Origin of the sequence: Paraburkholderia sp. GAS33 (assembly GCF_050436645.1) — a bacterium.
Taxonomy (GTDB): Bacteria; Pseudomonadota; Gammaproteobacteria; order Burkholderiales; family Burkholderiaceae; genus Paraburkholderia; species Paraburkholderia phenazinium_B.
The window spans coordinates 43,794-68,922 of sequence record NZ_JBNDMP010000022.1 but is presented as its reverse complement, the minus strand read 5'-3'; the positions used below and the strand labels follow the sequence as shown (position 1 = coordinate 68,922).

Below are 25,129 nucleotides of genomic sequence, written 5' to 3'. Positions count from 1 at the left end.
TACCCGTTTATTGCGTTTCGCTACGGTCATCGTCGCTCCTGTTACTGGCAGTCTCCTGCCAAATGACCGTTTACACAAAACTATTTACACCCTCCCGGCGTCGCGTGTCGATGCAAACCTTCGTCAACAACGTTTCCGGCTACATGCTGGAATGCTCGCCGACGCCGGCCCTGCCGCGGCTGCGCGAACGGTCGCGCGTTCCGGCAGCGCTCGAGCGGGTGCGCTTGCTGAACCCGCAATTGCGGGCGCAGATCCTCAAGGTGATGTTCATCGCGCTCGGCAGCCAGAGTGCGATCCTCGCCATGCCCTATCTGGGCAACCTCGTGCTCGACAACGTTGTCGCCGCGGACAACCTGAATCTCCTGAATGTGCTCATCGTCACGTTCAGCGTGATTTTTATGGTGGGCGCCTTGAGTCAGTACACCCAGGGTTACCTGGTCGAACTGGCGCACGGACTTGTGAAGATGAACATGGCCGAAGGTCTGATGGCGCATCTTTTGCGTAATCCGCTTTCTTACTTTGAAAAGCGGCACGTTGGGGATCTTTTCGCGCGCATCAAGGCACAGGACGAAATCAGCGCTTTCTGTACGCGAACATTCATCTCGCTGGGCATCGATATCGCCGTTGGCATGCTCGCGCTTGCATTGATGCTGATACAAAGCCGGCTGCTGACCGCGATCGCCGTCGGGCTTTTCCTGCTTTACGCCGCGATTTCCCTCTTGCTCTTTTCCCGCATGCGCGACACGCATGCGCTCGTGCTCGAAGAAACGGCGCGCTGCGATGACACGATCTTTGAGACCATACGGGCCGCCTCGCTCATCAAGCTATCGCAAGGCGAAGTGCGACGCACGGCCATGTTCATGGCGAAGTACCGCGCGTTTATTGCAGCAACGGTCCACAGCAGCCGGCTCTCCAGCGTACGCGACGCGATCCTGAAGCTCGTCAGCTATGTGGAAACGCTGGCCATTACGTGGTTTGCCGCACGGCTCATGCTGGGTGGTGTTATATCGGTAGGCGTTTTTTATTCTTTCCTGATTTACAAGTCGTTGCTCTCGGAGCGATTTGCACGCTCGATCAATGCGGCGTTTGAATATTTCATGCTCAGCGTGCCAGTGTCGCGGGTTGGCGATATCGTCGACTGCGAACCGGAGCGCTATACGCCCGCGAGCGATACTCTTAAAACGGTAGAGGTTCAGACCTTCCAGCAGATCGACGTGCGAGACGTCACGTTCCGCTATGGCATATCGGATCAGCCGGTGCTGATGCGCGCGAACATCACGATTCGCAAGGGCGACAAGATCGTCATTACCGGGCCGTCGGGCAGCGGCAAGTCCACGCTGTTCAAGTTGCTTGCCGCCGCTGAGCCGATTCAGGAGGGCGAGATCACGCTGAACGGCATTGCGTGGCCAAATCTCACGGTCGACGAGATTCGCCGGCATGCGGTGCACATGCGTCAAGGCGACCTCATCCTGCACGGTTCGATTGCAGACAATATTTCACTCTTCGCTGGCAGCGCGGATGAGGCGCGCATTCACGCGTTGCTCGACGAAGTTGGGCTACTCGCCGACGTCATGCGATTGCCGATGCGCACGCGGACCATCGTCAGCGACACTATTGCAAATATCTCTGCCGGTCAGCGGCAACGTCTCTTGTTGGCACGCGCGCTATATCAACAGCGCGAACTGTTACTGCTTGACGAACCGACCTCAAATCTCGACCCGGCGTCTGTACAGCTGGTTGTCGCGCTTTTGCAGCGGCTCAACCGGACCGTGGTCGTTATCACCCATGACATGTCGTTGGCGGCGGCTTTCGACACGTGCTACCGGCTGGTCGATGGCGAACTGCTGCGCGAAGTGCGCCAGCCGGAGACGTACCGAGGCATGCTGAACGATCACGTGGCAGACCATGAATAGGCGGACGTTGTTGGCGGCGTCGATTGCCGCCATGGCAGCATTGTTGGGGCATGTTAGCCCCGCTTGCGCGGTCGACCTGTTGTCGGTCGTCGAACAGGCTAGCGACCATGACGCGGACCTTGCCGCGATGCGTGCGGCTTCAAGAGCCGCGCAGCAGGCGGTGCCCAAGGCGCGGGCCGGTTTGCTGCCGCAGGTGGGCGGCGGTTGGGGGCGTGCCTATAACAGCACCGCAATCGACGGCTTGCCTCGCACCGCTTACTGGCAGAACGGGTGGACCGTCAGCTTGACGCAGCCAATCTTCGACTGGAGCCGTTGGACCACCTACCGGCAGGCCAGTTTTGTCGAAGCGCGCGGCGTAGTTGAAGTTGCGCGTGCGCAGCAAGTGCTGATTTTGCGAGCCGCGCGTGCGTATTTCGACGAACTGGCAGCAGAAGACGAAGTTGCCAGAGCGGTTGACTATAACGCGGCGCTCGACGCACATATGCATCAGTTGCAGCGCAGGCAGTCAGCGGGGGAGGCGACGGTGATCGACTTGCAGGAGGCAGAGGCCGGGATGGAGCAGGCACAACTGCAACTGGCGGATGCGCGTAACGATTTGCTGTTAAAGCGTATCGCTATTGAGCAACTCACTGGGCAACCGTTTTCGGCACTATCGCGACTGTCGGACGAAGCGAGATTGCCGCGTCTGGAGCCGGACAACGGCGAAGCATGGGCCGCGCAAGCGGAAGCGCACGATTACGCAGTGCAACTCAAGCAGATTGATCGGCGGATTGCCGAACTCGATGTAGAGAAGGCGCGTGCCGCCTATTATCCGACGGTTAATCTCACTGCTACGCATTCTCCAGCCGGGGCCGCGGCCGGCTACAGCGGACCAACCACGACTTCCACGGCGATGCTCTCGATCTCCATTCCGATCTTCGAAGGCGGCGAGACGGAAGCGAAGCTCGATGAATCGGCAGCGCTTGAGGATAAGGCACAAAACGAACTGCTGTCGGCGACCCGTCAGGCGGGCGGGACCGCGCGCGAGAACTGCGCGCGATTTCTCGCGGGCGCGGCTCGGATCGAATCGCTGTCGCGGCTCTTGCAGACATCTCGCGCCGCTGTTGCTGCTACGCAAATGGGTTATAGGGTTGGGAGCCGGACGAGTTCCGATGTACTGCGGACCGTTGACGTTTTCTATGCGACCCGCCGCGATCTGATTCACGCGCGCTACGACATCCTGCTGGCGCTGTTGCAGTTGAAGGGCGTGACCGCTTCGCTGACCATAGACGAAGTGGCGCAGGTGAACTCGCTCTTATTGTCGGCTGACGTGCCGCAAGCTTCGCCGAGCGTACGTTGATTGTGCGCAAAACGAAAAAACCCGCGAAAGCCAAGGCTGTTCGCGGGTTGTTCGTACGGCTTGATGCTTGATACAGGTGTTCTGGTGGAGGCGGCGGGAATCGAACCCGCGTCCAGAAGCACTCTACGACCAGTTCTACATACTTAGTTCTGTCATTTGATTTAACCGCAGCGACGCGGACGAACACGCTGCACTACGGCGATTCACTAGATTTTCGACCCGGACGTCGTGACACCGCCAAGGCTTAACTGACGTATATGACCTCTGTCGGTATTGCTACCGGTCTTGCGACTCTAGCCCGTCAGTGAACTAGGCAGAGGACGGCGGCCCTTAGGCTGCCAGTGCGAACGTATCGTCGTTTGCAGTTACGTTTTTCCCATTGATTAACGAGGTGACGGGTCCTCGGTATGCCCTAGCCGCTTCGCAACCCCTGTCGAAACCAGGTCGCCCCCGCGGTTTGTTGCCCCAAAATTGCTGGGCCAAAGTAGATTTTACAATAGAATGACAGCCCTGTCCCGACTGTCTTTGGATCGGACAATGTTCCGGCGCCCCGGTCAGCTGATCTCGCGTAGCAGTTTTTGCAGTTCTGCCGTCGACCGGACCACGTGCTGGGCATGCCATTGGGTCGGAGGAATGTCATTGCCGCAGTAGCCGTATGCAGCCGCCACGGTCACCATACCTGCTGCGAAGCCCGCCTGGACGTCACGCAGGTCGTCGCCCACGTAGACGATCCGCTCCGGCGCGAGATCCAGTTCGCGCGCCGCGTGCAGCAACGGCGCTGGATGCGGTTTCGAGTGCGGCGTCGTATCGCCGCTCACCACGCATCCCGCACGCAGATCGAGTCCCAGCAACGCCACCAGCGGCTCCGTCAGGCGCGCAACCTTATTCGTCACGATGCCCCAGCGCACGCCGCGTGCATCCAGTTCGTCGAGTACGGCGTCGATGCCCTGGAAGAGTGTCGTTTCGATGCAAAGGTCAGCCTCGTAGTTGGCGAGAAATTCGTCGCGCATTGCCGGGTAATCGGGATGCTCCGGCCCTATGCCAAAAGCGCCGCCAATTAGCCCGCGGGCACCGGCCGATGCCAGCGGGCGCAGGTCGTCGAGCGGCACCATCTCGAGGCCGCGTTCGTGGCGCATCTTGTTGACGGCGGCGGCCAGATCGGGCGCCGTGTCGGCGAGTGTGCCGTCGAGGTCGAACAGGACCGCCTGGCAAAGGCCGATGGAGGCGTCTTCGTCTTCGCGTTGCGGCAGAGGAGTGGGGTCGCTCATGGATGCGTTCGTTGGAGTCGTTGCGCGTCAGGCGTCGCGGCGGCAGGCGAGCATATAGTTGATGCTCGTGTCGTCCGACAGCGCGAAATGCTTGCTGAGCGGGTTATATACGATGCCTTTGATGTCCGCGGTGTGCAGGTGCGCGGCGCGGACAAAGCCCGCCAGTTCCGACGGACGGATGAAGCGCGCGTAGTCGTGAGTGCCCTTGGGTAGCATCCGCGCAATGTATTCCGCGCCGATCACCGCAAACAGGTAGGACTTCACGTTCCGGTTGAGCGTCGAGAAGAACACCCAGCCGCCCGGTTTCACGAGCGTCTTGCAGGCGGCGACGATGGCCGCGGGTTCGGGTACGTGCTCGAGCATTTCCATGCAGGTCACGACGTCGTAGGTGCCGGGCTCACGGGCCGCCAGGGCCTCGGCGGCGATTTCTTCGTAATCGACGGTTACACCGCTTTCAAGGCTGTGAAGATCTGCGACCCCGAGCGCCTGACTCGCGAGGTCGATTCCCTTCACGTGGGCACCCAATCCAGCCATCGATTCCGACAGAATGCCGCCGCCGCAACCGATATCGAGTACCCGCTTGCCGGCAAGGCTTACATGGGTGTTGATCCAGCTCAGCCGAACCGGATTCAATTCGTGCAGCGGTTTGAATTCGGCGTTCGGGTCCCACCAGCGATGTGCGAGATCGCTGAATTTCTGAAGTTCGTGGGGATCGGCATTGGTCATGGCGGATACGGGCCTTGATGAGAGCGGGTGGGCGGGTGTCGACGATAAAGCCTGAGTATATAGGCCGAGGCACAGGGCGGCAAAATGCCCGGGCAGGTCGGCCGCTCGACGCTGACCTGAGACCGAATCTGCCGTGGCCTGCGCAAATTCGACGCCTCAGACGCGCTTGGACATAAAAAAAGCCCCGCCGAAGCGGGGCTTTGATACTGCGGTAATTTGGAGCTTACTGCTTCGAAGTACCCACAACTTCGACTTCCACGCGACGATCCGGTGCGAGGCAGGCGATGAGAGCCTTGCGGTTCTTCTGGTTGCAGCCGGTCGTAACCGGGTTGCGCTTGCCCTTGCCTTCGGTATAGATACGGTTGGCTTCGATGCCCTTGCTGACCAGGTATGCCTTGACAGCTTGAGCACGGCGCAGCGACAGGCGGTCGTTGTACTTGTCCGAACCGATACGGTCCGTGTAACCCGTTGCAACCACGACTTCGAGGTTCAGGCCACCGATCTTCGATGCGAGATCATCCAGCTTTTCCTTGCCGCCCGGCTTCAGGATAGCCTTGTCAAAGTCGAACAAAGCGTCAGCTTGGTACGTAATCTTCTGGCTCGAGATAACCGGAGCCGGTGCCGGCGGTGCCGGCGGGGTCGGTGCCTGAGCAACCAGCGCGCCATCGCACTTTGCGTTAGCGGTTGCCGGCGTCCAGAATGCATCGCGCCAGCAGAGTTCGTTCGTGCCGTTCATCCACACGTACTCGCCCGTGCCGTTCACCCAGTTGTCGTTCGTAGCTTGTCGCGACGCCGGCACCGACTGTGCCATTGCGGATGCAGCCACAACTGCGGTAGCTGCAATGAACGCGAGCTTTGAAAGTTTATTCATATTTCTCCTCTCGAAATTGAGATTACCGCAGGTTTACTGCGAGCTTGTTGACGATGACAAGTCATACATTGCTCGAAGTATAACATTGGTGCGGAACAAAAAACGCGCTGTGTAGACTTCGAGCAGTGTCTAACTCTTTGTGCGTTGGCATTTTGCCATATCGTTCCCTTCCCACGTAAAAAAATCTGCCCCCTTTCCATACCCCTGTCCGATTGTGGTGCGTCCGCAACAGGAGCTTTGGTGGAGAGCAGTCTGCCCCGCCAGTCATGGCTGCGAGCTGAATAGGGGCCAGCATAAATCGGACCTGCTCCTGCTTCGCGCCAGAAAGTTCCCTGATTTGTTAACGGATTTGCGTCCCGAGTTGTTCCCGCGTCTGCCGGGCTTTTCTTTGGAGCCTCTCTGGCGCCCCTGGCGCACTCCCCACTAATAGGTATACGTGCCCCAGCTGGGGATGGATGCCTCGCGTGTTAGAATCGCGTGATGCGTTGCGTCTGCAGCGCCTACGCGAAGGCATGGTCCCGCCATCGTCTTCGCACGTAAAAGATACGGATAATGGATCAATTCGCCAAAGAGACTCTGCCAATCTCCCTAGAGGAGGAAATGCGTCGTTCGTATCTCGATTACGCGATGAGCGTGATTGTAGGGCGTGCGCTTCCCGATGTTCGCGATGGCCTGAAGCCGGTGCACCGGCGAGTGCTGTACGCGATGCACGAGCTGAACAACGACTGGAACCGAGCTTACAAGAAGTCCGCGCGTATTGTCGGCGACGTGATCGGTAAATATCACCCGCACGGCGACACGGCTGTCTACGACACGATTGTCCGGATGGCGCAGGACTTCTCCCTGCGCTATATGCTGGTGGACGGTCAGGGCAACTTCGGTTCGGTCGACGGCGATAACGCCGCGGCGATGCGTTACACCGAAATCCGCATGTCCAAGATCGGCCATGAGCTGCTCGCCGACATCGACAAGGAAACGGTCGATTTCACGCCGAACTACGACGGCAGCGAAAACGAGCCGGCCATCCTCCCGGCGCGCATCCCCAATCTGCTGATCAATGGCTCGTCCGGGATCGCGGTGGGGATGGCAACCAATATCCCGCCGCACAACCTGAACGAGATTGTCGACGCCTGTCAGCATCTGCTGAAGAATCCGGAAGCGAGCATCGACGAACTGATCGAGATCGTCCCGGCGCCCGACTTCCCCACGGCCGGCATTATCTACGGCGTCGCCGGCGTGCGCGACGGCTATCACACCGGTCGTGGCCGCGTCGTGATGCGCGCGCTCACGCACTTCGAGGAAATCGACCGCGGCCAACGCATGTCGATCATCGTCGACGAGTTGCCGTACCAGGTGAACAAGCGCTCGCTGTTGGAGCGGATCGCCGAACTCGTCAACGAGAAGAAGCTGGAAGGCATCTCGGACATCCGCGACGAGTCGGACAAGAGCGGCATGCGGGTCGTGATCGAGCTGAAGCGCGGCGAAGTGCCCGAGGTCATCCTCAACAATCTGTATAAGGCGACCCAGCTTCAGGATACGTTCGGCATGAACATGGTCGCGCTGGTCGACGGCCAGCCGAAGCTGCTGAACCTGAAGGAAATGTTGAGTTGCTTCCTGTCGCACCGGCGGGAAGTGCTGACGCGGCGCACAGTATACGAACTGCGCAAGGCGCGCGAACGCGGTCACGTGCTGGAAGGCCTGGCTGTGGCGCTCGCCAACATCGACGATTTCATCGCAATCATCAAGGCGGCGCCGACTCCGCCGATCGCGAAGCAGGAATTGATGAACCGTCCGTGGGACTCGTCGCTGGTTCGCGAAATGTTGGCGCGCGCCGAGACGGAAAACGCTTCGGCTGGTGGTCGGGAAGCGTATCGTCCTGAAGGGCTGAACCCCGCGTTCGGCATGCAAGCAGACGGTCTCTACCGTCTGTCCGACACCCAGGCGCAGGAAATCTTGCAGATGCGTCTGCAACGCCTGACGGGTCTGGAGCAGGACAAGATCATCGGCGAGTACCGCGAAGTGATGGCCCAGATTGCCGACCTGCTCGACATCCTGGCGCGTCCGGAGCGCATTACGGCGATCATCGTCGACGAACTCACCTCGATCAAGGCCGAATTCGGCGACGCCCGCCGTTCGAAGATCGAGCTGAACGCCACCGAGCTGAATACCGAAGACCTGATCACGCCGCAGGACATGGTCGTGACCATGTCGCATGCCGGTTATGTGAAATCGCAGCCGTTGTCGGAATATCGCGCCCAGAAGCGCGGAGGTCGCGGCAAACAGGCGACTTCCATGAAGGAAGACGACTGGATCGACACGCTCTTCATTGCCAACACGCACGACCACATCCTGTGCTTCTCGAACCGCGGCCGCGTCTACTGGGTTAAGGTCTACGAGGTGCCGCAGGGCTCGCGGAACTCGCGTGGCCGCCCGATTGTCAACATGTTCCCGCTGCAGGACGGCGAGAAGATCACGGTGGTGCTGCCGGTCAAGGAATTCTCGGCCGACAAATATGTGTTCATGGCCACCGCGTTAGGAACGGTAAAAAAGACGCCGCTAGAAGCCTTTAGTCGGCCGCTGCGCAAGGGTATTATTGCGGTCGGTCTCGACGATGGTGATTATCTGATCGGCGCCGCTATCACCGACGGTCAGCATGACGTCATGCTGTTCTCGGATTCGGGCAAGGCAGTGCGCTTCGACGAGAACGACGTGCGCCCGATGGGACGGGAAGCGCGTGGCGTTCGCGGCATGCAGCTTGACGATGGGCAGCAGGTGATTGCGCTGCTGGTCGCGGGCGACGAGCAGCAGTCAGTGCTCACTGCCACGGAAAACGGCTTCGGCAAACGCACACCGATCTCCGAGTACACCCGCCACGGGCGTGGTACGAAGGGGATGATCGCGATCCAGACGTCGGAACGCAATGGCAAGGTGGTGGCGGCGACGCTGGTGGATTCCGAAGCCCAGATCATGCTGATTACCAATACGGGCGTGCTGATCCGCACGCGCGTGTCGGAAATCCGTGAAATGGGCCGCGCAACCCAAGGTGTTACACTCATCAGTCTTGATGAAGGAACGAAGCTTTCCGGTTTGCAGCAGGTTGCTGAGGCCGAACCTGATGTGGAAGGTGACGCCGAAGGTCCCGCTGACGGTGACGAAGGCGGTGAAGAGGGCGGAGCAGCCTGATTCGCACCGGCAATCATGTACAGGGTGAACGCTGCGGGGACGCAGACTGGCGCATCGGGCCGATGCGCAGTCCACGCAGCATGCAGTTCGACTAATTTCTCTTAGGGAGTAATGATGCAAATAGGATTCAAACAGTTGATGTTGCTGGCTGCTTTCGTGCCGACCTTTGCAATGGCGCAGGCGCTTCAAAGTCAAACGCCGGCTCCGGCAGACAACAGCACCGCTGCTGCAGCTCCGGTTGATCCGGCCAAGCAGGCTGCCATCAAGGATCTGCTGGACGCGATCGACGCGCAAAAGCTCGTCGGCGCAATTGGTAACAGCGCGCAAATGCAAGCGAAGCAACTGGTTCCGGCTATCCTGTCGGACGCTCTGAGCGAAAACAAGACGATGTCGGACAAGCAGAAGCAGGCTTCCGTCCCGACGCTGCAGAAGAATGCTGTGCCGAAGCTGGTTGACTCGGCAGGGCAGGTCTTCGCAACGGATTCGTTCCGTCAGGACGCAATGCAAGCTCAGTACGACGCTTACGCGAAGTACTACACGACGTCGGAAATCAAAGATCTGACGGCGTTCTACAAGAGCCCGACGGGCCGCAAGTTCATCCAGGTTCAAGACCAGGTTGGCCGCGACGTCGTGAACGGTCTGATGCAGAAGTACATGCCGCAATCGATCAAGGCAACGCGCGCTCAAGCCGATTCGGAAGTTGCTTCGGTCAAGCCGCCGGTTACCAAGTAAGCAGGTCGCTCGGGCTTCGCGGGTTTTGTTGATACCGCTGGCGCTCGCGTCGCTATCCGACGAGTAACCGGCTTGCCACAGGCGCCTCACGGCGCCGGGGTTTGGCGGCTGGGTTTGGCGGGGTAGCGGCGTCAATGCGATAATGGCCGTTTGCGCACACGCGCAGACGGCCATTTTCTTTTCAGGCGCGAATTTGCACGGTTTGCTCACCGCGCGCCTGCTTCAGGGACTTCACGATGCGCGTCTTTAATTTCTCGGCCGGACCTGCGGCCATGCCCGAAGAAGTGCTGCGTCACGCAGCCGACGAGATGCTCGACTGGCATGGCAGCGGCATGAGCGTGATGGAAATGAGCCATCGCGGCAAAGAGTTCATGTCGATCCACGAGGAAGCGCTAACCGACCTGCGCGAGTTGCTGGATGTGCCGGCGAGCCACCGTATCCTGTTCCTGCAGGGCGGCGGGCTGGGCGAAAACGCCATCGTGCCGATGAACCTGTTCGGCTCGAAGCCGCGTGCGGACTTCGTGGTGACGGGCTCGTGGTCGCAGAAGTCGCTGAAGGAAGCGCAGAAGTATGGCGCCGTGCATGTCGCCGCGAGCGGCGAGACGGCTGACGGTTTTACCCGTGCTCCGGCGTACGCCGAGTGGCAATTGTCTGACGATCCCGCCTACGTCCATCTGTGCACGAACGAGACGATTCACGGCGTCGAACGGTTTGAGATTCCCGACCTGGGCGATATCCCGCTGGTCGCCGACGCGTCGTCGCATATCCTGTCGCGTCCCATGGACATCGCCAAATATGGCGTATTGTTTGGCGGGGCGCAGAAGAATATCGGCATGGCTGGTGTCACCGTGGTGATCGTGCGCGAAGACATGCTTGACCGGGCAATGAGCATTTGCCCGTCGGCGTTCGAGTGGAAAACCGTCGCCGCCAACAATTCCATGTACAACACGCCGCCCACCTATGCGATCTACGTCGCCGGGCTGGTGTTCAAGTGGTTGAAAAAGCAGGGCGGCCTCGCCGCCATGGAAGCGCGCAATATCGAGAAGTCGAAGCTCCTCTACGACACCATCGATGCCAGCTCCTTTTATCTGAACAAGGTTGAACGCGCTTCGCGCTCGCGGATGAACGTACCGTTCTTTCTCGCGGACGAAACGCGTAACGAAGATTTCCTGGCCGGCGCGAAAGCGCGCGGGCTAGTGCAGCTGAAGGGCCACAAGTCCGTCGGCGGCATGCGGGCGTCGATTTACAACGCGGTGCCGCTCGAAGGCGTCAAAGCGCTAGTCGAGTACATGAAGGAATTCGAACAGCGTAGCGCTTGAGCCGAAGCTCAGGTGCGCGCATCCCTTCACGCAGTTTTCCGGCAGAGCCGTTTTACGCATGGACGACGAACTTAATACACGACTCAAACCGCTGCGCGAGCGCATCGATGCGCTCGACGCGCAACTGATCGCCCTGCTCAACCAGCGGGCGGCGGTGGCGCTCGAAGTCGGCGAGGTCAAGAAGCATTTCAACGCGCCGGTGTTCCGGCCGGAGCGTGAGCAGCAGGTCATCGCGCGTCTGCAGGACATGAGCGACGGGCCGCTTGCCAGCGAGCACATCAGCGCCATCTGGCGCGAGATCATGGCGGCGAGCCGCGATCTCGAGAAAACCATCAAGGCCGCCTATCTCGGGCCGGTGGGCACTTATAGCGAACAGGCTATGCACGAGTACTTCGGTCAGTCGATCGAAGGGGTGCCGTGTCCGTCGATTGACGAAGTGTTTCGCTCGGTCGAGGCGGGTGCCGCCGAATTCGGCGTCGTGCCGATCGAGAATTCGACCGAAGGCGCGGTATCGCGCACGCTCGACCTGCTGTTGCAAACGCAATTGCTGATCGGCGGCGAACTCGCTTTGCCGATCCATCACAATCTTCTGACGTTAAACGGTGACCTGACCGGCGTGACGCGGGTGTGCGCGCATCCGCAGGCGCTCGCGCAATGCCAGGGTTGGCTCGCGTCGAATGCGCCGCATCTGGAGCGTCAGGCGGTGTCAAGCAACGCGGAAGGAGCGCGGCTCGCTGCTGACGATCCGAGCGTTGCGGCTATCGCCGGAGATCGCGCGGCGACGCGCTACGGCCTGCAGGTCGTGCACGCACTGATTCAGGACGATCCGCACAACCGCACCCGCTTCGTGATGATCGGCAAAGAGCCGACCGGCGCGAGCGGCAGAGACCGGACCTCGCTGATCGTTTCGGTCGCCAATGAGCCAGGGGCGATGTTCAAGCTGCTGGAGCCGCTGGCCCGTCACGGCGTTTCGATGACGCGCTTCGAGTCGAGGCCGGCGCGTGTCGGCACGTGGGAGTACTACTTCTACATCGACGTCGAAGGTCATCGCGACGATGCTCCGGTTGCCGCAGCCCTTGCCGAGCTAGGCGAGATGGCCGAATTCCTGAAGATTCTCGGCTCGTACCCGCAAGCGCGTTGAGATCCAGGCCGCACTTCTCGCCGAACCTTATTCAATACGTCAAATAGTCGATCCGGAGATACTCATGACAACCCCTTTCGGTCCTTCCTATGTGCGCGCGATTGCGCCTTATATCGCCGGCAAGCCGATTTCGGAAGTAGCCCGCGAATTCGGTCTCGATGAGGCGAACATCGTGAAGCTCGCGTCGAACGAGAATCCGCTCGGCATGCCGGAATCCGCGCAACGTGCGATGGTGCAGGCCGCGAGTGAACTGGGCCGCTATCCGGATGCGAACGCGTTCGAGCTGAAGGCGGCATTGAGCGGCCGTTACGATGTTCCGGCTGACTGGATCACGCTCGGCAATGGCAGCAACGACATCCTCGAAATCGCGGCGCACGCGTTTGTCGAAAAGGGGCAGTCGATCGTCTACGCGCAGTACTCGTTCGCGGTCTATGCGCTGGCTACCCAGGGTCTGGGCGCGCGTGCGATCGTCGTGCCGGCGGTCAAGCACGGCCACGACCTCGACGCCATGCTGGCCGCGATCACGGATGACACCCGTCTGATCTTCGTCGCCAATCCGAACAACCCGACCGGTACCTTTATCGAAGGACCGGCGCTCGAAGCGTTCCTCGCCAAGGTGCCGCGCAATGTCGTGGTGGTGCTCGACGAGGCGTACACCGAATATCTGGCGCCGGAAAAGCGCTACGACTCGATCGCCTGGGTGCGTCGTTATCCGAACCTGCTGGTGTCGCGCACATTTTCGAAGGCCTACGGCCTGGCGGGTCTGCGCGTCGGCTTCGCGATTGCACAACCGGAACTGACCGATCTGCTTAACCGTCTGCGTCAGCCGTTCAACGTGAACACGCTGGCGCAGGCCGCGGCAATCGCAGCCTTGAACGACGCGGCGTTCCTCGAAAAGAGCGCGGCGCTCAATGCCCAGGGTTATCGTCGTCTGACGGAAGGATTCGACAAGCTCGGTCTCGAGTATGTGCCGTCGTCGGGCAATTTCGTGCTGGTGCGTGTCGGCAATGACGACGACGCCGGCAACCGCGTCAACCTCGCGCTGCTGAAGCAGGGTGTGATCGTGCGTCCGGTTGGCAACTACGGTTTGCCGCAATGGCTGCGCATCACGATCGGCCTGCCGGAAGAAAACGAAGCGTTTCTCAAGGCGCTCGAAAAGACGCTTGCGCCCGCGTGAGTGGTGGCGCAAGGCGTTGAAACCGAGCGTCAGATTTTGACCCGCGCGCCGGCGTTTCACGCTATGGCGCGCTTTTCTGTGTGATCGACGTGGCTGGGTTTTCTTTTAACAAGCTGGTGATTTTTGGTGTCGGCCTGATCGGCGGCTCGCTTGCGCGCGCGCTACGCGAGCGCGGCGATGCGGCAGGCTCGCGTACCGTGATTGGCGTGGGCCGCTCGTCCGCATCGACTGCGCGGGCGCTCGAACTCGGCGTGATCGACGCTACGGCCTCGCTTTCGGATGACGCAGCGCTGCGTGCGGCGCTGTCCGGCGCGGATTTTGTGCTACTGGCGGCGCCCGTGGCACAGACCCAGCCGCTGCTCGAACGGATCGCGCCGTTTCTCGACCCGGCTACCATCGTCACCGACGCAGGCAGCACCAAGTCCGATGTCGTTGCCGCGGCGCGCGCCGCGCTGGGCGAACGGATTAGCCAGTTCGTGCCGGGCCATCCGATCGCCGGACGCGAGTCGAGCGGAGTGGACGCCGCTTTGCCTGATCTGTACGTCGGCCGTAACGTGGTTCTGTGCGCGTTGCCGGAGAATCCGCCTGAGGCGGTGGAGCGCGTCGCCGCCATGTGGCGCACGACCGGCGCAGCGGTGCATGCGATGACGCCGGCGCAGCACGACCGTGTCTTCGCTTCGGTGAGCCACTTGCCGCATCTGTTGTCGTTTGCGCTCGTCGAGCAGATTCTCAATTCTCCCGACGCAGCGCTGAAGTTTTCTTTCGCGGCAGGCGGCTTCCGCGATTTCACGCGGATTGCCGCATCGAGCCCGGAAATGTGGCGCGACATCTGCGTAGCGAACCGTATAGCGCTGCTCGACGAACTGGACGGCTACACGGCGGTGCTTGCGCAGTTGCGTGCGGCCGTCGAGGCCGCGGACGGCGCCGCGCTCGAGGCCGTATTTGCCCGCTCGCGCGAGGCGCGCACCGAATGGCAGGAACAGCGCGCGGCGCTAGCCGCTGCCCCCGACGCCGCGAAATAACCGGAACTGGACTCAATCATGGAATACCTCGATCTCGGACCGTTTTCCCGCGCGTCCGGCACGATTCGCCTGCCAGGTTCGAAGAGCATTTCGAACCGCGTGTTGTTGCTCTCGGCGCTTGCTGAAGGCGAAACGACGATCACCAACCTGCTCGATTCCGACGACACGCGAGTGATGCTCGACGCGCTCGAAAAGCTCGGCGTCAAGCTCAAGCGCGAAGGCGACGAGTGCGTCGTGACGGGCACGCGCGGCGCGTTTACCGCGAAGACCGCCGACCTGTTTCTCGGCAACGCCGGCACGGCGGTGCGCTCGCTGACGGCGGCGCTGGCGGTCAACGGCGGCAGCTATCGCATCCACGGCGTGCCGCGGATGCACGAGCGGCCGATCGGCGACCTCGTCGACGGCCTGCGGCAGATCGGAGCCCGGATCGATTACGAGGGCAACGAAGGCTTTCCGCCCCTGCGGATTCGCGAAGGCCAGATCGCCGTCGATGCACCGATCCGCGTGCGCGGCGACGTGTCGAGCCAGTTCCTGACCGGGCTGCTGATGACCTTGCCGCTGCTGCGCACGGAAAGCGGCGTGACGGTGATTCAGGTGGACGGCGAACTGATCTCCAAACCCTATGTCGAGATCACTCTCAAGCTGATGGAGCGCTTCGGCATCAAGGTCGAGCGTCACGGCTGGCATCAATTCACGGTGCCCGCGGGGCAGCGCTATCAGTCGCCGGGCAAGATCATGGTGGAGGGCGATGCGTCGTCCGCCTCGTATTTTCTCGCGGCGGGCGCGCTCGGCGGCGGTCCTCTGCGCGTCGAAGGTGTGGGGCGGGCCAGCATCCAGGGTGATGTGGGCTTCGCCGACGCGCTGATCCGCATGGGCGCGAACGTGTCGATGGGTGACGACTGGATCGAGGTGCGCGGCGTCGGTCATGACCACGGCAAGCTGGAACCGATCGACATGGATTGCAACCTGATCCCGGACGCAGCCATGACCATTGCCGTCGCGGCGCTGTTCGCCGACGGCACGACCACGTTGCGCAACATCGCCAGCTGGCGCGTCAAGGAAACCGACCGGCTGGCCGCCATGGCGACCGAACTGCGCAAGGTCGGCGCCAAAGTGGTCGAGGGCGAAGACTACATCGCCGTCACGCCGCCGGAGCAACTGACGCCGAACGCCGCCATCGACACCTACGACGACCACCGCATGGCGATGTGCTTCTCGCTGGTGAGCCTCGGCGGCGTGCCGGTGCGTATCAACGATCCGAAGTGCGTCGCCAAGACTGTCCCGGACTATTTCGAGCGCTTCACGGCGTTGGCCCAACCTTGATTCACCCGAATCGACCTGACGCGCGACTTTTTCGATGAAACCGACCCGTCCCTTTCACCAGACGCCCGTCATTACGATCGACGGCCCGACCGCCTCCGGCAAAGGCACCGTGGCCGCGCTGGTCGCCGCCAATCTCGGCTTCCATCTGCTGGATAGCGGCGCCCTGTACCGGCTCGCCGCGCTGGCCAGCCAGCGCTACAACATCGCGGCGGACGATCCCGACGCCCTTGCCAAACTGATCGACGACCTCCATATCACGTTCCGCGAGGGGCTCGCGCAACTCGACGGCGTCGACGTTTCAAGCGAGATTCGCGCTGAAGAAGTCGGCAAACGGGCCTCGGCGATTGCCGTCCACGCACCCGTGAGAGCCGCTCTGGTGGCCCGTCAGCGGGCTTTTCGCAAGGAGCCGGGGCTGGTTGCGGACGGCCGCGATATGGGCACTGTGATCTTCCAGGATGCTGCGCTCAAAGTGTTTCTGACCGCCAGCGCCGAGGCCCGCGCCGCTCGCCGGCATAAGCAATTGATCCAAAAAGGTTTTTCTGCTAATATAGATGACTTGCTCCGGGATTTGCGTGAACGCGACGCACGCGATAGTCAGCGTGTAGCCGCGCCACTCAAGCCTGCAGCGGATGCAAAGCTGCTCGACACTTCCACGTTGTCGGTCGACCAGGCGGTCGATCAGGTGGTGCAGTGGTATCGGGCGCTTTTGCCCATCGCTTGAAAATGCAGTCATGAATTTCGTTGTAAAGCAGTAGATGCAAGAAGCAGTCCGTTGTCGTGTAGGTGCTCTGCGCATGGGCGTGGAGCGTGTTTTAACCCCTTAACCCCGCGTGGCATTCGCACTCTAGCCGTTATTGCTTGACCATCCGGTCAGCCGGGCACCGCGAAAACCATGCAAATTTCGATTTTTATGTCCGACCTGCAAACCTCTACCCCGAATACCGAATCTTTTGCGGCTCTGTTCGAAGAGTCGCTGACCAAGCAAGACATGCGCGCTGGCGAAGTGATCTCCGCCGAAGTCGTGCGCGTTGACCACAACTTCGTGGTCGTCAACGCTGGTCTCAAGTCCGAAGCCTACATCCCGCTCGAAGAGTTCCTGAACGACGCGGGCGAGGTAGAAGTGCAGGCGGGCGACTTCGTTTCCGTCGCGATCGACGCGCTGGAAAACGGCTATGGCGACACCATCCTGTCGCGCGACAAGGCGAAGCGTCTGGCTTCGTGGCTGTCGCTGGAAAAGGCCCTCGACAACAACGAACTCGTGACCGGCACGATCACGGGCAAGGTCAAGGGCGGCATGACCGTCATGGTCAACGGCATCCGCGCGTTCCTGCCGGGTTCGCTGGTTGATACGCGTCCGGTCAAGGACACGACCCCGTACGAAGGCAAGACGCTGGAATTCCGCGTCATCAAGCTCGACCGCAAGCGTAACAACGTCGTGCTGTCGCGCCGTGCTGTGATCGAAGCCACCCAGGGCGAAGAGCGCGCAAAGCTGCTCGAAACGCTGAAGGAAGGCGCGATCGTGGAAGGCGTAGTGAAGAACATCACGGACTACGGCGCATTCGTGGACCTCGGCGGTATCGACGGCCTGCTGCACATCACCGACATCGCATGGCGTCGTGTGCGTCACCCGAGCGAAGTGCTGTCGGTTGGCCAGGAAGTCACCGCGAAGATCCTCAAGTTCGATCAGGAAAAGAACCGCGTTTCGCTGGGCATCAAGCAACTCGGCGACGACCCGTGGGAAGGCATTTCCCGCCGTTACCCGTCGGGCACGCGCCTGTTCGGTAAGGTCACCAACATCACCGACTACGGCGCATTCGTCGAAGTGGAATCGGGCATCGAAGGCCTCGTCCACGTGTCGGAAATGGACTGGACGAACAAGAACGTTGCACCGTCGAAGGTTGTTCAGCTGGGCGACGAAGTCGAAGTCATGGTTCTGGAAATCGACGAAGACCGCCGCCGTATCAGCCTCGGCATGAAGCAATGCAAGCCGAATCCGTGGGATGACTTCAGCCGCAACTTCAAGAAGGGCGACAAGCTGCAAGGCGCAATCAAGTCGATCACCGACTTCGGCGTCTTCATCGGTCTGCCTGGCGGCATCGACGGTCTGGTTCACCTGTCGGACCTGTCGTGGAGCGAAACGGGCGAAGAAGCCGTTCGCAAGTACAAGAAGGGCGACGAAGTGGAGGCGATCGTTCTCGGCATCGACGTCGAGAAGGAACGTATTTCGCTGGGTATCAAGCAACTCGAAGGCGACCCGTTCAGCAACTTCGTTGCAATGAACGACAAGGGTTCGATCGTCGACGGCGTGGTCAAGACGGTAGATGCGAAGGGTGCAGTGGTTCAGCTGTCGGCGGAAGTCGAAGGCTACCTGCGTGCTTCGGAAATCGCCCAGGACCGCGTGGAAGATGCTCGCAACGTGCTGAAGGAAGGCGACAAGGTCAACGCGATGATCATCAACATCGATCGCAAGTCGCGTGGTATCAACCTGTCGATCAAGGCCAAGGACTCGGCTGAGCAACAGGAAGCGATCCGCGGCCTGGCTTCGTCGGATTCGAGCGCGGCTGCAACCGGCACGACGAACCTCGGCGCGCTGTTGAAGGCCAAGCTCGACGGCCAGAACCAGTAAGCCTTGAGTTTTCTTGAGAGGTCTGCTGCAGTATGACCAAATCGGAATTGGTCGCCCAGCTGGCTACGCGATTTCCGCAGCTTGTACTTAAAGATGCGGATTTCGCGGTGAAGACGATGCTTGATGCGATGTCGGAGGCGCTTGCCAACGGCCATCGCATCGAAATTCGCGGCTTCGGCAGCTTCGGCCTCAACCGCCGTCCCTCCCGTGTGGGGCGCAATCCGAAATCGGGCGAAAAGGTGCTGGTACCTGAGAAGTTCGTGCCGCATTTCAAGCCTGGCAAGGAACTGCGCGAGCGGGTAGACCGCCGCGCGGGCGAGCCATTGAAGGACGAAGAGCCGGACGACGATCTGTAAGCGGCTGCGCGCGGTAAGCGGCGCGTAGTGCTAATAGCGTCAGCGGCCAACGCCAGACGGCAAAAGACCAAAAAAGCGCCTTCGGGCGCTTTTTTTTCGTCTGCGCCCGGATTGCGCAAGGTCCGCGTCCGATGCGGGGCCAGTGTTGGGCAGGCTTCGTCCCTTCGATTCAAGAGGTAAACCACAAGTAAGCGCGTGCAAACTGCTTGTTACTGCCCACTCGCAGGGCCTTCAATTACAATACGGGTCACTTCGGCGCGGGCAAGACCGTGGCGCGACGCGCGTCATCAAGCCGGCGTTCGACCCGCAACTGCCGTCAAGAGACCTTATTCATGAAATTTATCGTCTGGCTGATCCGCGTTCTGGTGTTCGTGCTCCTTCTGGTGCTCGCACTCTCCAACACGCAAACCGCTACGCTGAATTTCCTGGCCGGTTACGCGTGGTCCGCTCCGCTGATCCTGATCGGCCTTGCGTTCTTTGTGGTCGGCCTTCTGGCGGGGCTTGTGTCGGCGGTACCGGCGCTGGTCCGGTTGCGGCTCGAGAACGGCCGTCTCAAGCGCGAGTTGCGCGTGGCACGCGAGGCGCCTGTGGTGGTCGAAACCCCGCCGCTGCCGCCGCTGATCTAGGCTTTCCCATGCCGTGCGCCCGTGGCGCGCGGCTTTTGTTTCTGTACTCCCGACCAATCGCATGGATCTAGACTTCTGGTGGCTGCTCGTCATACCTGTCGCTTTCGCGTTCGGCTGGATGGCCGCGCGTTACGACCTCAAGACGCTGTTGTCCGAGAGCGCCAACCTGCCGCGTTCATACTTCCGTGGCCTCAATTTTCTCCTTAACGAACAGCCGGACCAGGCTATCGATGCGTTCATCGAGGTCGTCAAGCTCGATCCAGAAACCATCGAACTGCATTTCGCGCTTGGTAACCTGTTCCGTCGTCGCGGCGAGACTGATCGGGCGATTCGCGTGCATCAAAATCTGCTGAGCCGCGCCGACCTGCCCGTCACCGAGCGCGATCACGCGCTCTACGAGTTGGGCCAGGATTTTCTGAAGGCAGGTCTGCTCGACCGGGCGGAAGAGACGTTCCGCTCGCTCGAAACCGGCGATTACGCGCTGGGTGCGCAGCGTGCGCTGCTCACCATCTACGAAATCGAGAAGGACTGGAACAAGTCGATCGACACCGCGCGCCACCTCGAAACGATGGGCGCTGAATCGCTGGACAAGGAAATCGGCCAATTCCACTGCGAGCTGGCGCAGGAAGCGTTGCAGCAAAAGAATCCCGCAGAGTCCCGCCGCCAGTTGCATCTGGCGTTGAAGGCGAACCCGCACAGCGTGCGCGCCACCATTCTGTTTGGCGACGTGGATATGGCAGGCGGCGCGCAGGAAGCGGCGATCGCGCAGTGGCGCAAGGTCGAGGAGCAGAATTCTTCATATCTGCCGCTCGTCGCGGAGAAGCTGATGAAGGCCTACGAGGCGCTCGGACGTCCGGAGGACGGGGCGGATCTGCTGACGACGTGGGTCGACCGCTATCCCACGAACGATCTGCTCGATGTCGCCTACCAGTACGTCGCGGCCCTGCGCGGGCAGGACGCGGCGCACACGCTCGCGCGCTCGCAGATGCAGAAGTCGCCCAATCTGGCGGGCATGACGCGCCTGCTCGAAGCGCAGCAGGCCACGGCGGAAGAACCGCGGCGCAGCGAACTCGAACTGATGCGCACGCTGATCAGGCAGCGCACCAAAAATCTGCCACGGTATACGTGCCAGAATTGCGGTTTCCGGGCACGCCTTTTCTACTGGCAGTGTCCGGGTTGCAGCGGGTGGGAAACCTATGCGCCGCGCCGGGTCGAACCGATCACGGCGTCGAGCTGACCCGGAAACCATCACCGGTAACATAACCGGAACCCATAACCGGAACGCGTATGAAAATCACCATCATCGGCACGGGCTATGTCGGGCTTGTCACTGGCGCGTGTCTTGCCGAAATCGGTCACGACGTTTTCTGCCTGGACGTCGATCCGCGCAAGATCGAAATCCTCAACAACGGTGGCGTCCCCATCCACGAACCGGGCCTGCAGGAAATCATCGCCCGTACCCGGGCTGCACGGCGCATCACGTTTTCGACGGACGTCGAAGCGAGCGTGGCGCACGGTGAAGTGCAGTTCATCGCGGTCGGTACGCCGCCTGATGAAGACGGCTCGGCTGACCTGCAGTACGTCCTTGAAGCGGCGCGCAATATCGGCCGCACCATGAACGGCTTCAAGGTGATTGTCGACAAGTCGACGGTCCCGGTCGGCACCGCGCAACGCGTGCGCGCGGTCGTGCAGGAGGAACTGGCGAAGCGCGGTTTGGCCGGCAGCGACCAGCATCGCTTCTCGGTCGTCTCGAATCCGGAATTCCTCAAGGAGGGGGCTGCAGTCGATGACTTCATGCGCCCCGACCGTATCGTGCTAGGCCACGACGAAGACGAAGCCGGCCAACGTGCCCGCGAACTCATGAAGCGCCTGTATGCGCCGTTCAACCGCAATCACGAACGCACGCTCTACATGGATGTGCGCTCGGCGGAATTCACGAAGTACGCCGCCAATGCGATGCTTGCCACGCGCATCTCGTTCATGAACGAGATGGCGAATCTGGCTGACCGCGTTGGCGCCGATATCGAAGCGGTCCGTCGCGGCATCGGTTCGGACCCGCGCATCGGCTATCACTTCCTGTATGCCGGATGCGGCTACGGCGGCTCATGCTTCCCGAAGGACGTGCAGGCGCTGGTGCGTACTGCCAGTGAAAGCGGCCACAATCTGCGCATTCTCGAAGCCGTCGAAGCAGTGAACAACGAGCAGAAAGAAGTGCTCGTGCGCAAGATCACCGGCACGCTCGGCGAAGACCTGAGCGGCTGCACGTTTGCCGTGTGGGGTCTCGCGTTCAAGCCGAACACCGACGACATGCGTGAAGCGCCGAGCCGGCGCATCATTGCTGAACTTCTGGCTCGCGGCGCCAAGGTGCGCGCGTACGATCCTGTTGCGCTCAACGAAGCGCGCCGGGTGTTCGCGATCGACCTGCACGACGCGCCCGAGCAACGGGCCCGTCTGCACTTCGCGAGCACGCAGGACGAAACGCTCACAGGCGCGGACGCGCTGGTGATCGTCACCGAATGGAAGGAGTTCAAGAGCCCCGACTTCCTGCACCTGAAATCGGTGCTGAAGACGCCGCTCATTTTCGACGGCCGTAACCTTTACGAACCGGAAGCGATGACCGAACTGGGCATCGATTACCACTCGATTGGACGTCCTTATGCCCAACCCTCCGAACTCCCAGCCGATGTCTGAGTCCGTCAACGAAACCACCGTGTCCACTTCTGCGCCCATCGCGGTACCGCGCGAGAGGCTCGGCGGTGCACGTGTGCTGGTGGTGGGCGACGTCATGCTTGACCGTTACTGGTTTGGCGACGTCAACCGTATTTCACCTGAGGCACCGGTGCCTGTCGTGCATGTGCAGAAGCAGGAAGATCGCCTCGGCGGCGCGGCCAACGTGGCGCGCAATGCCGTCGCCCTCGGCGCGCAGGCGGGATTGCTGTGCGTGGTCGGTCATGACGAGCCGGGTGAGCGAATCATCCAGTTGCTCGGTGACAGCGGCGTGGTACCGCATCTGGAACGCGATCCTGCTCTGCTGACCACCATCAAGCTGCGTGTCCTGTCACGCCAGCAGCAGTTGCTGCGGGTCGACTTCGAGAACACGCCCGCGCATGAAGTACTGCTCGCGAGCCTGGCGCGCTTTGACGAACTGCTGTCCTCCCATGACGTGATCCTGATGTCGGACTACGCCAAGGGCGGTCTGACACACGTCACGAAGATGATTGCGAAGGCGCACGCGGCCGGCAAGCCAGTGCTCGTCGACCCGAAGGGTGACGATTGGGAACGCTATCGCGGCGCCACGCTGATCACGCCGAATCGCGCCGAGTTGCGCGAGGTGGTCGGTCAATGGAAGTCGGAAGACGATCTGATCGCGCGCGTGACGAAGCTGCGCGCGGAACTCGAGTTCAAGGCGCTGCTGCTGACGCGCTCGGAAGAGGGCATGACGCTCTTCTCCGACGACGGCATCCTGCACGCCTCGGCCGTTGCGCGTGAAGTGTATGATGTCTCGGGTGCGGGCGACACCGTGATCGCCACGCTGGCCGTGATGCTCGGCGCGGGCCTGTCGCTCGTCGACGCTGTTGCGCTTGCGAACCGCGCGGCCGGCATCGTGGTCGGCAAGCTGGGCACCGCTACCGTCGACTACGACGAACTCTTTCTCTAATACCGCACGCCGCCTCGCGCCCGCTTGCGGCGCGAGCGCCGGGTGTCATTGAAACTGTCGGTTGGAGTTGGCGCTTCAGCGCTCGCTCCAACCCTATGTAAAGCTCAATTCCGCAGGACGACCATGACCCTTATCGTCACCGGCGCGGCCGGCTTTATCGGCAGCAATATCGTAAAAGCGCTCAACGAGCGCGGCGAACAACGCATCATCGCCGTCGACAATCTCACGCGCGCCGACAAGTTCAAAAACCTGGTCGATTGCGAGATCGACGACTATCTCGACAAGACCGAATTCGTCGAGCGCTTTGCGCGCGGCGATTTCGGCAAGGTCCGCGCGATCTTCCACGAAGGCGCCTGTTCGGACACGATGGAAACCGACGGCCGCTACATGATGGACAACAACTTCCGCTACAGCCGCGCGGTACTCGACGCGTGCCTCGCGCAGGGCGTGCAGTTTCTGTACGCATCGTCCGCGGCGACGTATGGCGGCTCGAGCCGCTTCGTGGAAGAACGCGAAGTGGAGCAACCGCTCAACGTCTACGGCTATTCGAAGTTCCTGTTCGATCAGGTGATTCGCCGCGTGCTGCCCACCGCGAAAAGCCAGATTGCCGGCTTTCGTTACTTCAACGTCTACGGCCAGCGCGAAACGCACAAGGCGCGGATGGCGTCGGTTGCGTTCCACAACTTCAACCAGTTCCGCGCCGAGGGCAAGGTCAAGCTGTTCGGCGAATACAACGGCTATGCGGCCGGCGAGCAGACGCGCGATTTCGTTTCGGTGGAAGACGTGACGAAGGTCAATCTGCACTTCTTCGATCACCCGGAGAAGTCGGGCATCTTCAATCTCGGCAGCGGCCGTGCACAGCCGTTCAACGACATTGCGACGACCGTCGTCAACACGTTGCGCGCGCTCAACAACGAAGCGCCGCTCTCGCTTGCCGAGCAGGTGCAACGCGGCTTGATTGAGTACATTCCGTTTCCCGATGCGCTGCGCGGCAAGTACCAGTGCTTCACGCAGGCCGATCTCACGAGACTGCGCGCAGCTGGTTACGATGAGCCGTTCCTTAGCGTGCAGGAAGGCGTCGATCGTTACGTACGTTGGCTATTCGGCCAGCTATAAATCATTCGCAGACCTCTCTAAACTTGGAATCTCCTGGACGGTGATCGTCACCGGCCAGGTTGTAAGAGGGAGATTCCATATGTTGCGAAAAATCATGGTTACGGCGGCAATGCTCGCCGCATTCGGTCACGCCTACGCGTCGGTCGACATCAATACGGCCAACGAGGCTGGGCTGCGTGGCATCAAGGGCATTGGCCCCGCCAAGGCGAAAGCCATTCTCGAAGAGCGCGACGCGCACGGTCCGTTCAAGGATCCCACGGATCTCAGCAAGCGTGTCAAAGGCATGGGCGGGCATACCGTCGAGCGCCTGCAGGCGGAAGGTCTCGCTGTCGGTCCGGCTGGTGCTGCTGCCGGGGTACAGGCTGCGGCGCCTGCGCAGGGCAACGCCGCGACCGCTGCGACCGCAGTGTCTCAGCCGGCTACGGCAACGGGTGCGCAAAAGGGTAGCGCGGCAGTGGTGGTGAAGAAATAGACGCATGCGGCGGCGCGTGGTTATGCGCGCGCCGCCGTATCGTTTAGCGTTCCTTCAGGTTGGAGTGAAGTCGGCATACAACACTCCTTCAGCTGTCACTCAGATGACTGGCTCCCGCGGTACTCGGCCGCGGGTTTTTTGCGTTGCACGCCGTTTATACATATACGTTATATCGGCATACCTTTGCGACGATGCATCCATGCCGTTACAAGGGCCGCACGGCAGGGCGACGCACGGTGGTTTAGAATCGTTGGATTCAAT

General features: G+C 61.1%; 20 protein-coding genes, 1 other RNA gene and 1 pseudogene. 18 read left to right on the top strand and 4 right to left on the bottom strand.

Annotation, left to right across the window (positions count from 1 at the left end; genetic code table 11):
• Positions 1–89: 89 nt before the first annotated feature.
• A pseudogene (locus P3T24_RS37070) lies at positions 90–1,913 on the top strand (peptidase domain-containing ABC transporter); the annotation flags it as partial.
• Entirely contained in the window at positions 1,906–3,252 is a 1,347-nt protein-coding gene (locus tag P3T24_RS37065) for a TolC family outer membrane protein (protein ID WP_429441704.1), read from the top strand. The pseudogene P3T24_RS37070 and the gene P3T24_RS37065, both read left to right, overlap by 8 nt.
• 82 nt (positions 3,253–3,334) lie before the next feature.
• Here P3T24_RS37065 and ssrA read toward each other — a convergent pair.
• The 4 genes from ssrA to ompA all read right to left on the bottom strand — a co-directional run bounded on the left by ssrA (position 3,335) and on the right by ompA (position 6,117).
• Positions 3,335–3,704: a transfer-messenger RNA gene (gene ssrA, locus P3T24_RS37060) on the bottom strand.
• 102 nt (positions 3,705–3,806) lie between these two features.
• Positions 3,807–4,520, bottom strand: a complete 714-nt coding sequence (locus tag P3T24_RS37055; RefSeq protein ID WP_429441703.1) for an HAD family hydrolase — start codon at positions 4,518–4,520, stop codon at positions 3,807–3,809.
• 27 nt (positions 4,521–4,547) lie between these two features.
• Complete coding sequence (ubiG, locus tag P3T24_RS37050) at positions 4,548–5,246, bottom strand: bifunctional 2-polyprenyl-6-hydroxyphenol methylase/3-demethylubiquinol 3-O-methyltransferase UbiG (protein ID WP_429286967.1); 699 nt, start codon at positions 5,244–5,246, stop codon at positions 4,548–4,550.
• Between the two features lie 223 nt (positions 5,247–5,469).
• The gene (gene ompA, locus P3T24_RS37045; protein WP_074263716.1) at positions 5,470–6,117 is read right to left on the bottom strand and encodes an outer membrane protein OmpA; all 648 of its coding nucleotides are present in this window, start codon (positions 6,115–6,117) and stop codon (positions 5,470–5,472) included.
• Positions 6,118–6,669: 552 nt separating this feature from the next.
• Here ompA and gyrA point away from each other — a divergent pair.
• From gyrA to P3T24_RS36965, 16 genes are all read left to right on the top strand, one after another.
• Positions 6,670–9,300, top strand: a complete 2,631-nt coding sequence (gene gyrA / locus P3T24_RS37040) for a DNA gyrase subunit A (protein WP_429441702.1) — start codon at positions 6,670–6,672, stop codon at positions 9,298–9,300.
• Between the two features lie 114 nt (positions 9,301–9,414).
• A complete protein-coding gene (locus P3T24_RS37035; protein WP_074263718.1) occupies positions 9,415–10,032 on the top strand; it encodes a DUF2059 domain-containing protein in 618 nt (205 codons plus the stop codon).
• Between the two features lie 236 nt (positions 10,033–10,268).
• On the top strand, positions 10,269–11,351 hold the full coding sequence (gene serC, locus P3T24_RS37030; RefSeq protein ID WP_429441701.1) for a 3-phosphoserine/phosphohydroxythreonine transaminase: 1,083 nt from the start codon (positions 10,269–10,271) through the stop codon (positions 11,349–11,351).
• A gap of 58 nt (positions 11,352–11,409) precedes the next feature.
• Entirely contained in the window at positions 11,410–12,492 is a 1,083-nt protein-coding gene (pheA, locus tag P3T24_RS37025; protein ID WP_429441700.1) for a prephenate dehydratase, read from the top strand.
• 64 nt (positions 12,493–12,556) lie between these two features.
• Positions 12,557–13,669: a histidinol-phosphate transaminase gene (gene hisC / locus P3T24_RS37020; RefSeq protein ID WP_429441699.1), complete on the top strand. Its 1,113-nt coding sequence runs from the start codon at positions 12,557–12,559 to the stop codon at positions 13,667–13,669.
• 80 nt (positions 13,670–13,749) lie between these two features.
• On the top strand, positions 13,750–14,691 hold the full coding sequence (locus P3T24_RS37015; protein WP_429409160.1) for a prephenate dehydrogenase: 942 nt from the start codon (positions 13,750–13,752) through the stop codon (positions 14,689–14,691).
• An 18-nt stretch (positions 14,692–14,709) separates the two neighbouring features.
• Entirely contained in the window at positions 14,710–16,014 is a 1,305-nt protein-coding gene (gene aroA, locus P3T24_RS37010; protein WP_429441698.1) for a 3-phosphoshikimate 1-carboxyvinyltransferase, read from the top strand.
• Between the two features lie 34 nt (positions 16,015–16,048).
• Entirely contained in the window at positions 16,049–16,735 is a 687-nt protein-coding gene (cmk, locus tag P3T24_RS37005; RefSeq protein ID WP_429409158.1) for a (d)CMP kinase, read from the top strand.
• Positions 16,736–16,906: 171 nt separating this feature from the next.
• Entirely contained in the window at positions 16,907–18,640 is a 1,734-nt protein-coding gene (rpsA, locus tag P3T24_RS37000) for a 30S ribosomal protein S1 (RefSeq protein ID WP_020068971.1), read from the top strand.
• 32 nt (positions 18,641–18,672) lie between these two features.
• Positions 18,673–18,996, top strand: coding sequence for an integration host factor subunit beta (locus P3T24_RS36995; protein ID WP_074263725.1), 324 nt, complete (start codon positions 18,673–18,675; stop codon positions 18,994–18,996).
• Between the two features lie 332 nt (positions 18,997–19,328).
• On the top strand, positions 19,329–19,622 hold the full coding sequence (locus P3T24_RS36990; RefSeq protein ID WP_074263726.1) for a lipopolysaccharide assembly protein LapA domain-containing protein: 294 nt from the start codon (positions 19,329–19,331) through the stop codon (positions 19,620–19,622).
• Between the two features lie 61 nt (positions 19,623–19,683).
• Positions 19,684–20,859, top strand: a complete 1,176-nt coding sequence (gene lapB / locus P3T24_RS36985; protein ID WP_074263727.1) for a lipopolysaccharide assembly protein LapB — start codon at positions 19,684–19,686, stop codon at positions 20,857–20,859.
• A 50-nt stretch (positions 20,860–20,909) separates the two neighbouring features.
• Complete coding sequence (locus P3T24_RS36980) at positions 20,910–22,313, top strand: UDP-glucose dehydrogenase family protein (RefSeq protein WP_429441696.1); 1,404 nt, start codon at positions 20,910–20,912, stop codon at positions 22,311–22,313.
• Positions 22,279–23,280, top strand: a complete 1,002-nt coding sequence (gene rfaE1, locus P3T24_RS36975) for a D-glycero-beta-D-manno-heptose-7-phosphate kinase (protein ID WP_429441694.1) — start codon at positions 22,279–22,281, stop codon at positions 23,278–23,280. Before P3T24_RS36980 ends, rfaE1 begins: the two co-directional genes overlap by 35 nt.
• A 123-nt stretch (positions 23,281–23,403) precedes the next feature.
• Entirely contained in the window at positions 23,404–24,396 is a 993-nt protein-coding gene (rfaD, locus tag P3T24_RS36970) for an ADP-glyceromanno-heptose 6-epimerase (protein WP_429441692.1), read from the top strand.
• 79 nt (positions 24,397–24,475) lie between these two features.
• Complete coding sequence (locus P3T24_RS36965) at positions 24,476–24,868, top strand: ComEA family DNA-binding protein (RefSeq protein WP_074263731.1); 393 nt, start codon at positions 24,476–24,478, stop codon at positions 24,866–24,868.
• Positions 24,869–25,129 lie beyond the last annotated feature (261 nt).

What these genes read in the sequence shown, in the direction of transcription:
- cmk (WP_429409158.1), top strand. Translation starts at nt 16,049, where the DNA reads ATGAAACCGACCCGTCCCTTTCACCAGACGCCCGTCATTACGATCGAC.
- P3T24_RS36965 (WP_074263731.1), top strand. Translation starts at nt 24,476, where the DNA reads ATGTTGCGAAAAATCATGGTTACGGCGGCAATGCTCGCCGCATTCGGT.
- P3T24_RS37035 (WP_074263718.1), top strand. Translation starts at nt 9,415, where the DNA reads ATGCAAATAGGATTCAAACAGTTGATGTTGCTGGCTGCTTTCGTGCCG.
- rfaD (WP_429441692.1), top strand. Translation starts at nt 23,404, where the DNA reads ATGACCCTTATCGTCACCGGCGCGGCCGGCTTTATCGGCAGCAATATC.
- hisC (WP_429441699.1), top strand. Translation starts at nt 12,557, where the DNA reads ATGACAACCCCTTTCGGTCCTTCCTATGTGCGCGCGATTGCGCCTTAT.
- lapB (WP_074263727.1), top strand. Translation starts at nt 19,684, where the DNA reads ATGGATCTAGACTTCTGGTGGCTGCTCGTCATACCTGTCGCTTTCGCG.
- P3T24_RS36990 (WP_074263726.1), top strand. Translation starts at nt 19,329, where the DNA reads ATGAAATTTATCGTCTGGCTGATCCGCGTTCTGGTGTTCGTGCTCCTT.
- gyrA (WP_429441702.1), top strand. Translation starts at nt 6,670, where the DNA reads ATGGATCAATTCGCCAAAGAGACTCTGCCAATCTCCCTAGAGGAGGAA.
- aroA (WP_429441698.1), top strand. Translation starts at nt 14,710, where the DNA reads ATGGAATACCTCGATCTCGGACCGTTTTCCCGCGCGTCCGGCACGATT.
- pheA (WP_429441700.1), top strand. Translation starts at nt 11,410, where the DNA reads ATGGACGACGAACTTAATACACGACTCAAACCGCTGCGCGAGCGCATC.
- rpsA (WP_020068971.1), top strand. Translation starts at nt 16,907, where the DNA reads ATGCAAATTTCGATTTTTATGTCCGACCTGCAAACCTCTACCCCGAAT.
- P3T24_RS37065 (WP_429441704.1), top strand. Translation starts at nt 1,906, where the DNA reads ATGAATAGGCGGACGTTGTTGGCGGCGTCGATTGCCGCCATGGCAGCA.
- P3T24_RS37055 (WP_429441703.1), bottom strand. Translation starts at nt 4,520, where the DNA reads ATGAGCGACCCCACTCCTCTGCCGCAACGCGAAGACGAAGACGCCTCC.
- rfaE1 (WP_429441694.1), top strand. Translation starts at nt 22,279, where the DNA reads ATGCCCAACCCTCCGAACTCCCAGCCGATGTCTGAGTCCGTCAACGAA.
- P3T24_RS36980 (WP_429441696.1), top strand. Translation starts at nt 20,910, where the DNA reads ATGAAAATCACCATCATCGGCACGGGCTATGTCGGGCTTGTCACTGGC.
- ubiG (WP_429286967.1), bottom strand. Translation starts at nt 5,246, where the DNA reads ATGACCAATGCCGATCCCCACGAACTTCAGAAATTCAGCGATCTCGCA.
- serC (WP_429441701.1), top strand. Translation starts at nt 10,269, where the DNA reads ATGCGCGTCTTTAATTTCTCGGCCGGACCTGCGGCCATGCCCGAAGAA.
- P3T24_RS36995 (WP_074263725.1), top strand. Translation starts at nt 18,673, where the DNA reads ATGACCAAATCGGAATTGGTCGCCCAGCTGGCTACGCGATTTCCGCAG.
- ompA (WP_074263716.1), bottom strand. Translation starts at nt 6,117, where the DNA reads ATGAATAAACTTTCAAAGCTCGCGTTCATTGCAGCTACCGCAGTTGTG.